11 protein-coding genes are annotated in these 12,962 nt (G+C 75.8%); 7 read left to right on the forward strand and 4 right to left on the reverse strand.

All coding sequences use genetic code 11. The features are described from left to right. Positions 1-276: 276 nt before the first annotated feature. The 4 genes from P2424_RS06480 to P2424_RS06495 form a co-directional block, all read right to left on the reverse strand. A complete protein-coding gene (locus P2424_RS06480; RefSeq protein WP_276474826.1) occupies positions 277-1,269 on the reverse strand; it encodes a thiopeptide-type bacteriocin biosynthesis protein in 993 nt (330 codons plus the stop codon). Positions 1,270-1,607: 338 nt separating this feature from the next. Next, the gene (locus tag P2424_RS06485) at positions 1,608-3,074 is read right to left on the reverse strand and encodes a tetratricopeptide repeat protein (RefSeq protein ID WP_276478850.1); all 1,467 of its coding nucleotides are present in this window, start codon (positions 3,072-3,074) and stop codon (positions 1,608-1,610) included. A gap of 226 nt (positions 3,075-3,300) precedes the next feature. Further along, the gene (locus P2424_RS06490) at positions 3,301-4,284 is read right to left on the reverse strand and encodes a pentapeptide repeat-containing protein (protein WP_346660068.1); all 984 of its coding nucleotides are present in this window, start codon (positions 4,282-4,284) and stop codon (positions 3,301-3,303) included. A gap of 109 nt (positions 4,285-4,393) precedes the next feature. Next, entirely contained in the window at positions 4,394-5,203 is an 810-nt protein-coding gene (locus P2424_RS06495; RefSeq protein ID WP_276474827.1) for an SAM-dependent methyltransferase, read from the reverse strand. A 219-nt stretch (positions 5,204-5,422) separates the two neighbouring features. Between P2424_RS06495 and P2424_RS06500 the strand changes: the two genes are divergently transcribed. The 7 genes from P2424_RS06500 (at position 5,423) to P2424_RS06530 (ending at position 12,959) form a co-directional block, all read left to right on the forward strand. Next, positions 5,423-5,821: a helix-turn-helix transcriptional regulator gene (locus P2424_RS06500; RefSeq protein ID WP_276474828.1), complete on the forward strand. Its 399-nt coding sequence runs from the start codon at positions 5,423-5,425 to the stop codon at positions 5,819-5,821. Between the two features lie 98 nt (positions 5,822-5,919). Then, positions 5,920-6,711, forward strand: a complete 792-nt coding sequence (gene modA / locus P2424_RS06505) for a molybdate ABC transporter substrate-binding protein (RefSeq protein WP_276474829.1) — start codon at positions 5,920-5,922, stop codon at positions 6,709-6,711. Positions 6,712-6,779: 68 nt separating this feature from the next. Beyond that, positions 6,780-8,861 (forward strand): ABC transporter permease, encoded by a 2,082-nt coding sequence (locus P2424_RS06510; RefSeq protein WP_276474830.1) that lies wholly within the window; start codon positions 6,780-6,782, stop codon positions 8,859-8,861. Between the two features lie 154 nt (positions 8,862-9,015). Continuing rightward, complete coding sequence (locus tag P2424_RS06515) at positions 9,016-9,636, forward strand: XRE family transcriptional regulator (RefSeq protein WP_276474831.1); 621 nt, start codon at positions 9,016-9,018, stop codon at positions 9,634-9,636. 139 nt (positions 9,637-9,775) lie between these two features. After that, on the forward strand, positions 9,776-11,035 hold the full coding sequence (locus P2424_RS06520; protein ID WP_276474832.1) for an FAD-dependent oxidoreductase: 1,260 nt from the start codon (positions 9,776-9,778) through the stop codon (positions 11,033-11,035). Then, positions 11,032-11,406: a (2Fe-2S)-binding protein gene (locus P2424_RS06525; RefSeq protein WP_276474833.1), complete on the forward strand. Its 375-nt coding sequence runs from the start codon at positions 11,032-11,034 to the stop codon at positions 11,404-11,406. Before P2424_RS06520 ends, P2424_RS06525 begins: the two co-directional genes overlap by 4 nt. Continuing rightward, the gene (locus P2424_RS06530; RefSeq protein ID WP_276474834.1) at positions 11,403-12,959 is read left to right on the forward strand and encodes an FAD/NAD(P)-binding oxidoreductase; all 1,557 of its coding nucleotides are present in this window, start codon (positions 11,403-11,405) and stop codon (positions 12,957-12,959) included. The genes P2424_RS06525 and P2424_RS06530 overlap by 4 nt, the downstream gene beginning before the upstream one ends. Positions 12,960-12,962 lie beyond the last annotated feature (3 nt).

Genomic DNA, 12,962 nt, shown 5'->3' on the forward strand with positions numbered 1-12,962 from the left:
ACCGTGACCTCCCGGGATTCCGAAACGGGCGCCCAGGATGCGCGCCACCGCTCGACGACGGCTCCAGAAATCCGCAGCGTTCGCCCGCCCCACCGGGCAGGTCCGCGCCGAGGGCCGGGGCCGGCCGCTCGTTCCGGAGCGGCCCCACGGCTCCATCAGCACAGACGGTCGCCGTGGAGCACCGCTGGAGCACCGCTGGGGTGCGGCGGCGGGCGAAGTCGCTTCCCCGGCCGCGGCGGGAGTGTGGCGCCGTCCGGAACGCGCGCCGGGACCGGATCAGCGACGGGGCGGCGGAGCCTGATGCGGGCCGCGGTCCTCGGCCGCCAGCACGTGGGTGAGCAGCCGCCGGCGGGCCGGGGAGAGCCGGCCCCGGTTCCAGTGCGAGGCGGTGAAGCAGGCCGCGGCCGTCCGGGGGCCGACGGTGGCCCGGCCCGCCTCGAAGTACCCTTCCCGCCAGCGGGCCGCCACCTTGCGCACCGCCTCGGCGTGCCGGGCCAGCGCGGCACGGTGCTCCGCGGGGAAGGCGTCCAGCGCCTCTTCGCGGGAGATGTGCCAGTACGCGGCGATCCGGGTGGCGGCCTGCTCCCGTGCCGCCCGAGCGCCGGCCACCGCGAAACCGCGTGGGCCGGCCCCGGCCTGGCGGCTCAGCGCGTGCCACACCCCGCGGTGCTCCCGGCCGACGATGCCCAGCCCGGCGAAGAGCTCGCGCAGGATCAGCAGCGAGTGCCGCCAGGCCGCGGACCGGTCCTCCCCGCCGGGATGCCGGGCGTGGTGGTCCAGCCAGGCGAAGGAGTCGACGCTGAAGAGATCGTGCGCGTACGACATCGAGGACGGGCCGCCGAACAGGTAGTGCTCGTGCTCGTAGACCACCGGCACCGGCCGGGTACGCGCTCCCCGGCAGCGTGCGAACCGGTGCAGCAGCGCGGCGCGCAGCTCGGCGGCGTCCTGCGGCCCGAACGCCTGGAAGCGCACCCGGACCGCGGGGTCCCGATGTGTGAAGAAGAAGTTCCGCGCCCGCTCGGCACCCAGGAACTCCCTCGCGACGACGCCGAGTTCGGCGCAGAACTCGGCCCGGGCCCGCGCGTCCCGCGCCACGGTCAGATTGACCTGCACCCAGGGCGCTCCGGCCTCGGCGTCCCGGGCCGCGGCGAGCCCGGCGGTGAGCCCCGCCGACAGCGCCGCCCGGCCCCGCGACCGCAGCTCCCGAAGCCGCCCCCCGGCTGCGGGCCGGGCACGCGCGGGACGCAGCAGATACCAACCCTCGGGCACTTCCCGCCCCCTTCACCAGTGACCGCGCCGGCCGCGATCACGTCCTGGAAGGGAGGTGCCCGCCCTCGGGAGCACCCAACAACCGCCCCCTGTTCTTCATATGACCGGCAGTTGTACGCCGGTGCGGAGAGGTGGAGCAGCGGGCGCCGGAGCATCTGCCGTACCCGGGTCCGGCGCGGGCGGCGCCGGGCGCGGAGACCGGCGCCCGAAGCCGATGCGAGCGCTCGGCGCTGCCGGCGCACCCCGCACAGGCGAGGCCGGTCGACGCAGACGAGAGCACCGGTCGCGAGCGCGGGCATGCGGCTCAGGCGAGAGCGCCCGTCACAAGAGAGAGCGCCTCAGCGGGTCTCCGCGCCGGGGAGGGCGCCCTCGCCGGCCGCGGGGCAGCCGTCCGGTGCGCTGCTCCTGCCGGGCGCGGCCAGCTCGGCGGCCCGTTCGCGTGCGGTGGCCGCCAGAGCCGCCCGGCCGACCGCGTCGGCGAGTCGGGCCTGGCCGAGCCAGTTGTAGGGGCTGGTGGGGCGCAGGGCGAGCCGTTCGCTCAGCAGGGTGCGGGCCAGGTCCAGCCGCCCGGCGCGCAGCGCCGCCTCCAGGAGGGTGCGCTGTACCGCGTCCCGCTGGGCATGGCTGCCGCCGAACGTCGCGAACCGGCCGCGCAGCGGGTAGAGCAGGTCGACGGCGTCCTCGTACCGCTCCTGGGTGAAGGCGAGGAGCGCGCGGCAGACCGGCAGCCCGATCTCGGCCGTCATGGCGTGGTCGGTGACGCCCGGATGCGGATGTGCCGCCCACTCCTCGCGGTCGGCCAGCAGTGCTTCGGCCTCACGCACCCGTCCCGCGCCGAGGTAGGCCATGACGGCATGGGTGTCGTTGAAGGCGTAGTGCGGTCCGTCGCCGCGGGCGGCCCAGGCATCCGCCAGCGGGGCCCACCGGTCCCCGACCGCCGAGCGGTCGTCGTCGCTTCCCAGGTGGAAGCGCCACAGCAGGGCGGAGGCGTCCAGCAGTTCGAGGGCGAGGCCGCTGGTGACCGCGGGGTCGAGGGCGGCGTCGTAGATCTCCAGCACCCGGCGCGTGTCGCCCGCCTCCAGCGCGTAGAGGGCGTAGTGCCACCAGTTGTGCACCGCCATCATGTTGCCGGCACCCCACTCCGGCCTGCGGGCGTCGAGGAACCGGATGCCTTCTGCGAACCTGCCCTGCATCTCCAGGGTGTGCACGACGGCGTGGATGCCCCAGACGTCGTTCGGCCGGCGCTCCACGGCCGCCCGGGCGGTCTCCTCGGCCCGGGCGTAGTGGCCGGACTCCTCCAGCCCGAAGCCGAGCATGCCCAGCAGCGGGCCGTAGTGCGGATCCTCCTCGTCCCAGGCCGTCAGCGCCCCGGCGATCCGGTCGCGCAGCGCGGCTGCGTTGCCGGTGAAGAAGTCGATCTGGTGTCCGACGGCCAGCGCCAGGGTGTCCTGGGGCCAGGCGACGGCGATGTCGCGCAGCACCGCGCCGGCCCGTGCGACGTTCCCCTCCAGCCAGGCGGCAGCGGCGGTCAGATGCGCCTGTTCGCGTGCGGTGCGAGCCCCGTCGTCCGCCGCGGCCCGGAAGCGGGTGAACTCCTGGCGAGCCGCGGCCGCCTGGCGCTGCTCGGTGCCGAGCAGCCCGAGATACGCGGCGAACGCCTGGCCCAGCGGCGCGCCGGGCGCCACTCGGCGCAGCTCCGCGACGGACTCCGCGACATCGCCGCGGAAGAAGAGCAGCGAGTCGACGGCGCTCTCGTACCAGGTGGCCGCAGCTTCGCCCGCCTCGCCGCTGCCGAGCCCGCTCATCTCCAGCCCGTGCCGGTCCCGCCGTCCGGAGAGGCGGCTCCCGGCAGCGGCCCCGACCGCACCGTGCGCACGGGAGACCGACATGCGGGCGTCGGCCGCTGCCGGCCCGCGCTGCGCGGCACCACCCGGCACCTCCGCGACCCGTACGGCGTCAGCCGGTACCGCCCCAGCCGGCACGGGGCCGGCCGGTGCCCAGTCAACCGATGCCATGTCAGCCCGTGCCATGTCAGCCGCTGCGGCGTCCGGACCCTTCGGTACCGCCGCCGGCCGTCCCGCCCTTCCGTCCGCCGCGTCCCCCGCGCCCGCTACGCCGCCGCCCATTGCCGCTCCTCCCGCCGAGACCGCTGCCCCCGCCGACCGCGGTGGCCTTCCCCCGCGGCATACCCCGCGCCTGGTGCGGAGCCTCGTGCCGCGCGGGTGAAGATCCGGACGGCCAGTGCGCGGGGCGGGTCAGTGCGCCGGGGACGGTGGTGGTCCCGTCGCCGTACGCGGCGTTCAGTTGCGGCTGGGTCAGGAAGAGCGCGTCGGTCAGGTCGGCGCCCCGCAGATCGGCGTCACGCAGATCGGCACCCAGCAGATCGGCCCGGCGCAGATCGCCCCCGCGCAGGTCGGCGGCGATCAGGAGTGCGCCGCGCAGCGTGGCTCCGTGCAGCTGCCCGCCCCGCAGCCGCGCACCCACCAGGTCGGCGCGCCGCAGGTCGCGGCCGCCGAGGCCGCGCCGAGCCCGCTCGCTGACCTGTTCGAGTACCGGCCCCACGCGCGCCCGCCAGGCGGCCACGTCCACGCCGCGCAGCTGTGCGACGTCCCCGTCGACCAGCGCCTCGATCTCCGCGATCAGGGGGCGCGCCGCAGCACCATGCCCGGTGGCCTCGGCTTCGGTGAGCAGCCACAGCAGTTCGTGCAGCGGTCTCGTCACCCGGAAGACGGCGAACATCTCCGGTCCCGGCGTCAGCTCGGACCGCGCGGTGACCCGCTGCCCGGCCCCGTAGCAGTCGAAGACGGCGCAGCCGGTGAAGCCGCTGTCGCGCAGCTCCGCATGGATCGAGCACCGGTTCTCCGCGGTCAGGTTGGTGCACCGCTGTCCGGCCGGCTTGTCGGCGGCGAAGTCCGCAGACGCGGTGAAGGGCAGCGCCACACAGCACAGCCCCGCGCACCGTTCGCAGTCGGCCCGCAGCCACTGCCCGCTCCCCTGGCTTCCGGACCAGCTCATCCCCCCAATCTAACCCGCCCCGGAGGTATGGGATCACGCGCGGGCAGCACGCATTGGGGCCCCACCGGGGTCGTGCGCGGTCGGTCCCGAGCCGGGCGATCGAACACGGTCAGGGCTTGCGGGCCACGGCGCCGAACTGGGCGACGCTCTTCTCGTCCTCGGCCGCGTATCCGGGGCGCCAGCGCGCGCACGAGACGATTCCGGGCTCCAGCAGCTCCAGTCCCCGGAAGAAACGGGCGACCTGGGTGCGGGCGCGGGCGGTGATGGGGGGCGTGGCATTCTCGTTCCAGAACTCCATCGCCTCGACGTTGGCCTCGCCTCCCAGTTCAAGCGTGGGATGGGTGAGGGCCAGAAAGCTGCCGGAGGGTACGGCCGACATCAGGGTCCGCACGATCTGCTCGGCCTCGTCCGTGTCGGCGACGAAGTTGAGGACGCCCAGCAGTATGACGGCGACCGGCCGGGTGAAGTCCAGGGTGTCCTCGGCGGCGTCCAGGATCGCCCGGGGCTGGTGGACGTCGGCCGCGATGTAGTCCGTCACTCCCTCCGGGGAGCCGACGAGGAGGGCGCGGGCGTGGGTGAGGACGGTGGGGTCGTTGTCGACGTAGACGATCCGCGCGGTGGGCGCCGTCCGCTGCGCCACCTGGTGGGTGTTGTCCGCCGTGGGCAGACCGGTGCCGATGTCGAGGAACTGTCGGATGCCCGCGTCGCCCGCCAGATATCGCACGGCGCGGCCGAGGAAGGCGCGGTCCGCGCGGGCCACCTCGCGGATGCTGGGGTACATCGTGGTGATGCGGTCGCCGACCTGCTGGTCGACGTCGTAGTAGTCCTTGCCGCCCAGCCAGTAGTTCCACACCCTGGCGTTCTGCGCGACGTGCGCGACGGGGGGCGGCTCTCCCGGCGGGTCGCTGCGTTCGCTCACGTTGGCGCCCTCTCCACTCGACGGCTGCACTCGAGCTGGCACCGAGTCTAGGCGGCCCCGCCGGTACTCCGGCAGCGCAGCGCGGCGGAAGACTCGGGTGGACGGCCCCGGCCGGGAGGGGTTGAGGGTTGGCGGTTCCTCCAGCCGGAGCTGGCAGATGCTATAGGAAGAGCGCTCACGCATTGCAGATGCGAGCGCAGAACCCATACGTTGACGCACATGCAGTCGTACACCATCGGGCAGGCCGCACGCCTGCTCGGCGTCAGTCCGGACACGGCCAGACGCTGGGCGGACGCCGGGCGGGTCGCCACCCACCGCGACGAGAGCGGGCGCCGGGTGATCCAGGGACGTGATCTGGCGGCCTTCTCCGTCGCCCTCGGCCGGCACACCGGCGACGACGACGAGGAGACGCCCTACACCTCGGCCCGCAACGCGTTCCCAGGCATCGTCACGGCCATCAAGCTGGGCGACGTCGCGGCGCAGGTCGAGATCCAGGCTGGGCCGCACCGGCTGGTCTCGCTGCTCACCCGGGAGGCCGTGGAGGAGCTGGGGCTGGAGGTCGGCATGCAGGCCACCGCCCGGGTGAAGTCGACGAACGTGCACATCGACCGCCCCTGAGCGCTGCGGGCGCAGCCGTCCAGGCCGCGCCCGCAGCCCCCGACGGCCTCGCACCGTCCCGTCCGTCTCGCCGCACCCGCCGCACCAGGAGTTGCTGAATGCCGTCAGCCGTCTTCCCCCGTCCGACACCCCGCCGGGCGTGCGCCGTGCTCGGCGCCGCCGCCCTGCTCCTCCCCCTCGCCGCGTGCGGCGACGACAGCGCCGACAGCCGCGGCGGCGGGGGACGGACGGAGCTGACGGTGCTCGGCGCCGCGTCCCTCACCGATGTCTTCAAGGCGGCGGGCACGGCGTACGAGAAGGAGCACCCCGGCACCCGGGTGAAGTTCTCCTTCGCCGGTTCGCAGGCGCTGGCGGCGCAGGTCGAGCAGGGCGTGCCCGCGGACGTGCTGGCCACCGCGGACACCACCACCATGCGCGGCGTGCGCAGCGAGACCGGCAAGCCCGCGGTCTTCGCCAGGAACCGGCTGGTCATCGCGACGGGCGAGGGCAACCCGAAGAAGGTGAAGGGCCTGGAGGACCTGACGGACAGCTCGCTCAAGGTGGTGCTGGCCGCACCCGAGGTGCCCGTCGGGCGCTACGGCGAGCAGGTGCTGGAGGCGCAGCGGCTGAAGGTCGAGCCCGTCTCGCAGGAGCCGGACGTCCGGGCCGTGCTCAGCAAGGTGGAGCTCGGCGAGGCGGACGCCGGGCTGGTCTACAAGACCGACGCAGCCACTGTGCCCGGGAAGGTCGACGCCGTCGACATACCCGACCGGCAGAACGCCCTCGCCTCCTACCCCGCCGCCACCCTGAAGAGTTCCGAACACCCCGAGGAGGCCGCCGCGTTCGTCCACTGGCTGAGCACGCCCCCCGCGCAGAAACTGCTGCGCAAGGCCGGCTTCCAGCACCCGTGACCGGCTCGCACCCGCGCACGCGCCGGCCCGGCCCGCACCCGTCCGCGTCCGCACCGGACCCGCGTCCGGTGCGGCGCCCGCGTCTCGGCAGGCGCCGCACCGGGCGCCGGACACCGCTCGTGCTGGCGGTGCCGGCGCTGCTGGCGACGGGCTTCCTGCTGGTGCCGCTGCTCGGCATCCTGACGCGCACGGAGTGGCGGGCGCTCGGCACCCACCTGGGCAGCGAGGGCGTCACCGACGCGGTGCGGCTCTCGCTGCTGGTCTCCTTCGGCGCGCTCGCGCTCTCCCTGGTGCTGGGGGTGCCGCTGGCCTGGCTGCTGGCGCGGGTGGACTTCCCCGGCAAGGCCCTGGTCCGGTCGCTGGTGCTGCTGCCGATGGTGCTGCCGCCGACCGTCGGCGGAGTGGCACTGCTGCTCGGCTTCGGCCGGCGGGGACTGCTGGGCCCCTGGCTGGAGGATTCCTTCGGCATCGTCCTGCCGTTCCACACCTCGGGCGCCGTGGTCGCGGCGACGTTCGTGTCGATGCCGTTCCTGGTGATCAGCCTGGAGGGGACGCTCGCGGGACTGCGGCCCGCCTACGAGGAGACGGCCGCCTCGCTGGGAGCCGGGCCGCTTCGGGTGTTCGGCACCGTGACGCTGCCGCTGGTGGCCCCGGGGCTGGCCGCGGGGGCGGCACTGACCTGGGCCCGGGCGCTGGGCGAGTTCGGGGCGACGATCACCTTCGCGGGAAATCTGCCGGAGTCGACGCAGACCCTGCCGCTCCAGGTGTATCTGCTGCTCCAGAACGAGCCGGAGGCGGCGACCTCGGTCTCCCTGCTGCTGCTCGCCCTCGCGATGGCGGTACTGATCGGGCTGCGCGGCCGGTGGACGGGGGCCGGCGGCTCTCCGCACACGGGCGGTGGGCCCCACCGCCTGCCGGGACGGCGGAGGCGGCCGGCCGAGGAGACGCCACCGGCCGCGCCGACCCCCGGCAGCACGCCGCCGCCCGGCACCGGCGGTCCCGGCGCGGGCGTCCCCGCGGCCCGCGAGCCGGGCGACCTCCCGGACCCCGGCGCCCAAGGCGGGAGCTGGCCGCTGCACGCCCGGGTCACCGGGTTCACCGAGCTCACGCTGGTGGCCGCACCCGGCACCACGGTGGCGGTCGTCGGCCCCAACGGAGCGGGCAAGACGACACTGCTGCGGGCCCTCCTCGGCCTGACCCCCCGCGCCCGCGCCGAACTGGCGCTCGGCGACAGCGAGGTCGGCTCGCTGCCCCCGCACCGGCGCGGGGTGGCCTGGGTCCCGCAGGACGGCGCGCTCTTCCCGCATCTGACGGCGCTGTCGAACACGGCCTACGGACTGCGCGCACAGGGCGTGGGCCGCGCCGAGGCACGCCGCCAGGCGCAGGAGTGGCTGTCGCGGCTGGGGGTCGGGCACCTGGCGCATCGCAGGCCGGGCCAGCTCTCCGGCGGTCAGGCGGGCCGGGTGGCGCTGGCCCGCGCGCTGGCGGCCCGGCCCCGGCTGCTGCTGCTCGACGAGCCGCTGGCCGCGCTCGACCAGACGACGCGCGCGCGGGTGCGGCACACGCTGCGCGATCATCTCACCGGTTTCGGCGGGGTGTGCATGCTGGTCACGCACGATCCGGTGGAGGCGGTGTCGCTGGCCGACCGGGTCCTGGTACTGGAGGACGGCCGGGCTCTCCAGGACGCTCCGCCCGCCCAGGTCACCCGGCATCCGCGGTCGCCGTGGGTGGCCCGGATGCTGGGCCGCAACGCGCTGCCGGGCACCGGAGGGGGCGGCAGCGTCCTGGCCCTGGACGACGGGGGCACCCTGGTTGTCGCGGACCCGGTACCCGAAGGCGGCGCCGTGCTGGCGGTCATCGCCCCCGAGGCGGTCGCCCTGCACCGCGCACGGCCGCACGGCAGTCCCCGCAACGTACGGCGCGGGACGGTACGCGAGATCACCGCGGTCGGCAGTCGGCTGCGGGTGCTGGTCGCGGCGGAGCCCGGCGGCTCGGCGGCCGAGGACGACCCGGCAGCCGGTCCGGCAGGCGGCGGTCCGGACCTGGTGGCCGAGATCACCGCGGAGGCCGCGGCCGAACTCGAACTGGCGGACGGCGCGGAGGTGTTCACCAGCGTCAAGGCCACGGAGATCACCCTCGTGGAGCGGTGACCGGCGGCCCGGCGGGTACGCGGCCCCGGCGGGCACGGGCGGCGGGCGGCGGGCAGTCCGGGACGGGCTGCGCCACACCGTTCGGGATAATGACCGCGGCCGCCTCAGCGGTCGTTCCGTATACCGAACAGAGCATCGCGAGGAAGGAGGGGTCGTGAGCGGTCCCCAGGGGTCGGTCCGGAGCATGCTGGCACTCAACCTGAAGCGGGTGCGGGCCCGGCGCGGACTGTCGATCTCCGAGCTCTCCCGCCGGTCGAAAATCGGCAAGGCGACGCTCTCCCAGCTGGAGTCGGGCACCGGCAATCCCACCATCGAGACGGTCTTCAGCCTCTCGCGGGTCCTGGAGGTGCCGATCTCCGACCTGTTGGACACCCAGCGGCCCGCGGGGCTGCGCGTGGTCCGCGGCGAGGACGTCGAGGTGCTCAGCGGCGAGGGGGTCGAGCTGCGCCCGCTGCAGCGGATCGAGTCGGGAGAGGCCATCTTCGAAGTCTACGACCAGCAGTTCCGGGCCGGTGAGCGGCGCGACTCACCGGGCCATGTGGGCATCGAGCACACCGTGGTGCAGGCCGGACGGCTGGAGGTGGCCGTCGACGGGGAGGAGGCCGAACTGACGGCCGGGGACTACGTCGCCTTCGACGCCGCCCTGCCGCACAGCTACGCCGCCGCGGAGGGGACGGTGCGCTCGGTACTGCTCCTCCAGTACCGGACGGACCAGCGGCTGCATCCCAGCGCCCCGCACGCGCTGCCCGACGCGGACGCCCCGCACGGCGCGTGAGCCGCCGTCCGCCCGCCAGGCCCGCCGCCCCGGCGCGCGGCCTCCCGCATCCGCCCTCCGGCGCCCTGCACATCCGTTGACACGCCCCGGACGCTGACATAGCGTCCCTCTCGTTCGCTTTGCCGAACAGGGAGGTTCGATGAACCGAACGCGGGTCGCAGTGCTCGGCGCCGGCATCATCGGAGTGGCCTGCGCGCGTGAACTCGCCCTGGCCGGGCTGGAGGTGACGCTGCTCGACCGCGGCGGCGCGGGCGCGGCCACCACGTCGCACGGCGAGGGCAACGTCCTGGTCTCCGACAAGGGGCCCGGCCCCGAACTGCGGCTGGCCCAGTTCTCCCGGCGGCTGTGGCCCGAGGTGCTGGCCGCGGTCGCGGAACGCTCCCGGGCCGGGCGGCAGGCGGTCGCGGCCGCCGAATGGAACCCCAAGGGCGGCATCGTCGTCGCCACCACCGACGCCGGGGCCCGCGGCCTGACGGAGTTCTCCGCGGCCCAGCGCGGCGCCGGCGTGCGGGCCGAGGAGCTGACGAGCGACGCGCTCCGCACCGCCGAACCCTTCGTCACCTCCGCACACACGGCGGCCGTCCACTATCCCGAGGACGCCCAGGTGCAGCCCGCGGGCGCGGCGGCGGCGCTGCTGACCGACGCATGCGCGGCGGGCGCCGCGCTGCGCACCGGCGAGGAGGTGCTGGCCGGGGTCGTGCGCGGCGGCCGGCTGACCGGGGTGCGCACCCGCGGCGGGCTGCTGGAGGCCGATCTGTTCGTCGACGCGGCCGGACCGTGGTCGGGGGTGCTCTCCGCCCGGCTCGGGGCGCCGATCGCCGTGGCACCGCGCCGGGGTGACGTGCTGGTGACGACACCGCTGCCGCCGACCGTCTTCCACAAGGTGTACGACGCGGACTATGTGGGCGCGGTCGGCAGCAGCGAGGAGGAGTTGCAGACCGCAGCCGTGGTGGAGTCCACCGCTGCGGGCAGCGTGCTGATCGGGTCCTCACGGCGCCGCGCGGGCTTCGACGACCGGCTGCGGCCCGAGGCGCTGTCGGCCGTCGCCGCCAAGGCGCTGCGCCTCTTCCCCTCCCTGGCGGGGGTGCCGGTGATGCGGGCGTACGGCGGATTCCGGCCGTACGTGCCGGATCATCTGCCGATCATCGGTGCCGACCCCCGGTTGCCGGGGCTCTGGCACGCGACCGGTCACGAAGGGGCCGGGATCGGGCTGTCGGTGGGCACCGGGCGGCTGCTGCGGCAGCTCGTGCTGGGCGAACCGGCCGGGGTCGGGAGTCATGCCTTCCGGGTTGACCGCCCGGCCGGGCCGGCAGCGCCGTCCTCCCGGCAGGAGGAGGAGCAGGAGCAGCCGCCGACCTCCCTGCGGCAGGAGCGGCGACAGGGACAGGAGGAGAGATGAGTCCGAGACGCGTACCGGCCCGCGGTGCCGCCGACGGCCGCGGTGAGCGCCCGCTGCGGATCACCGTCGACGGCCGGCCCGTCGACGGCGTCGCGGGGCAGACGGTGGCGGGAGTGCTGCTCGCCGCCGGCCGCACCGCGTGGCGCAGCGGGCCCTCCGGCGCCGCGCGCGGGGTGTTCTGCGGCATCGGCGTCTGCTTCGACTGCCTGGTGACCGTCAACGGGGACCGCGACGTACGTGCCTGTCTGCGGCGCGCGGCGGACGGCGACGAGGTGCGCACCCAGTCCCGGGCCCGGCCCGGTACCGGCGGGGCACAGCCCGCGGACACCGGAGCGGGCGGGTCCGCGGAGCGCGGGGAGGCTGCCGGATGACCCGTCGTCATGTCGCGGTGACCGGAGCCGGGCCGGCCGGGCTGGCCGCCGCGTACGCCGCGCTGGCGGCGGGCGCCCGGGTGACGCTGATCGACTCCGCCGAACAGCCGGGTGGCCAGTACCACCGGATGCCGCCCGAGGCGTACGCCGAGCACCCCGGCACGCGCCGGCGCGGCCGGGCCGCCTTCCTCCGGCGACGCCACCGGGTGCTGACGCATCCGCGATGCCGCTGGCTGCCGGAGACCTCGGTGTGGGCCCTGGAGCGTACCGGCCCCGGCGACGGCGCCCCCGCCGCGGGACCCCCCGCGGCGGGGGGCTTCGGGCCGCCGCCGCGGGTGCACCTGCTGTGCGGCGGCCCCGCGGACGGCGCCGGGCGCGCCCGGCGCACGCTGGACGCGGACGCGCTCGTGCTGGCGACCGGCGCACACGACCGGGTGCTGCCCTTCCCCGGCTGGGAGCTGCCGGGCGTCTGCACCGCCGGGGCCGCGCAGGCGCTGGTGAAGGGCGAACGCCTGGTGGTCGGCGACCATGTCGTCGTCGCGGGCAGCGGGCCCTTCCTGCTCGCGGTCGCCGCGTCGCTGCTGGAGGCGGGTGCGGGGGTGCGGGAGGTACTGGAGGCCGGCACCTTCCCCACCCTCGGCCGGAACTGGCTGGACCGGCCCTGGGAGTTGGCGGGGCAGTTCGGCAAGACGGCCGAACTCGCCGGAAGCGCGGCGGCGCTGGTGCGCCACCGGGTGCCCTACCGGCTCGGCCGCACGGTCGTGGAGGCGCGAGGCGACGGCCGGGTGGAGGAGGTCGTCACGGCGCGGCTGCGCCCGGACTGGTCGGTCGTGGCCGGGACGGAGCGCACGGTGCCGGTGGACGCGCTGTGCGTCGGGCACGGGTTCACCCCCCGTCTGGAGCTCCCGCTGGCCGCGGGCTGCGCGGTGCGGGACGCACCGGCCGATGCCGGTGGCGGCGCCGGACCGTTCGTGGTCGTGGACGGGGAGCAGCGCACCAGCGTGCCGGGCGTCTTCGCCGCCGGGGAGATCACCGGTATCGCCGGGGCCCCGGCAGCCCGGGCCGAGGGCGCCGTCGCGGGATGGGCGGCGGCCGGCGGCGACCGTTCGGTGCCCGCGCTGCGGGTGCTGCGGCGCAGCCGGGACGAAGGGCGGTCCTTCGCCCGCAGGCTGGCCAGAGCGCACCCGATCGGTGCGGGCTGGCCCGGCTGGCTGCGCCAGGACACGGTCGTGTGCCGCTGCGAGGAGACCGACTACGGCACGCTGTGCGCGGCGTTCGGCGATCCGGCGCAGGCGGCGCCGCGGGTCGCCAAGCTGAGCACCCGGGCCGGACTCGGCCCGTGCCAGGCCCGGGTCTGCGGCCCCACCGTCGCCGAGCTGCGTGCGCGGTACGGCGCCGCCGGGTCCGCGGGCCGCGGTACGGCCGCGGAGCCGCCCGGGCACACCCCGCACCGCAGACCGCTGGCCCAGCCCCTCCGCCTCGGTGAACTGGCTGCTCCATCGGAGCCGTTCGCCGACCCGGAGGACCCGTCCGACCCGATCGACCAGAGGTGAGAC

Origin of the sequence: Streptomyces sp. WMMB303, assembly GCF_029351045.1 — a bacterium.
Lineage (GTDB): Bacteria > Actinomycetota > Actinomycetes > Streptomycetales > Streptomycetaceae > Streptomyces.

What these genes read in the sequence shown, in the direction of transcription:
- modA (WP_276474829.1), top strand. Translation starts at nt 5,920, where the DNA reads ATGCCGTCAGCCGTCTTCCCCCGTCCGACACCCCGCCGGGCGTGCGCC.
- P2424_RS06530 (WP_276474834.1), top strand. Translation starts at nt 11,403, where the DNA reads ATGACCCGTCGTCATGTCGCGGTGACCGGAGCCGGGCCGGCCGGGCTG.
- P2424_RS06525 (WP_276474833.1), top strand. Translation starts at nt 11,032, where the DNA reads ATGAGTCCGAGACGCGTACCGGCCCGCGGTGCCGCCGACGGCCGCGGT.
- P2424_RS06500 (WP_276474828.1), top strand. Translation starts at nt 5,423, where the DNA reads ATGCAGTCGTACACCATCGGGCAGGCCGCACGCCTGCTCGGCGTCAGT.
- P2424_RS06490 (WP_346660068.1), bottom strand. Translation starts at nt 4,284, where the DNA reads ATGAGCTGGTCCGGAAGCCAGGGGAGCGGGCAGTGGCTGCGGGCCGAC.
- P2424_RS06520 (WP_276474832.1), top strand. Translation starts at nt 9,776, where the DNA reads ATGAACCGAACGCGGGTCGCAGTGCTCGGCGCCGGCATCATCGGAGTG.
- P2424_RS06485 (WP_276478850.1), bottom strand. Translation starts at nt 3,074, where the DNA reads ATGAGCGGGCTCGGCAGCGGCGAGGCGGGCGAAGCTGCGGCCACCTGG.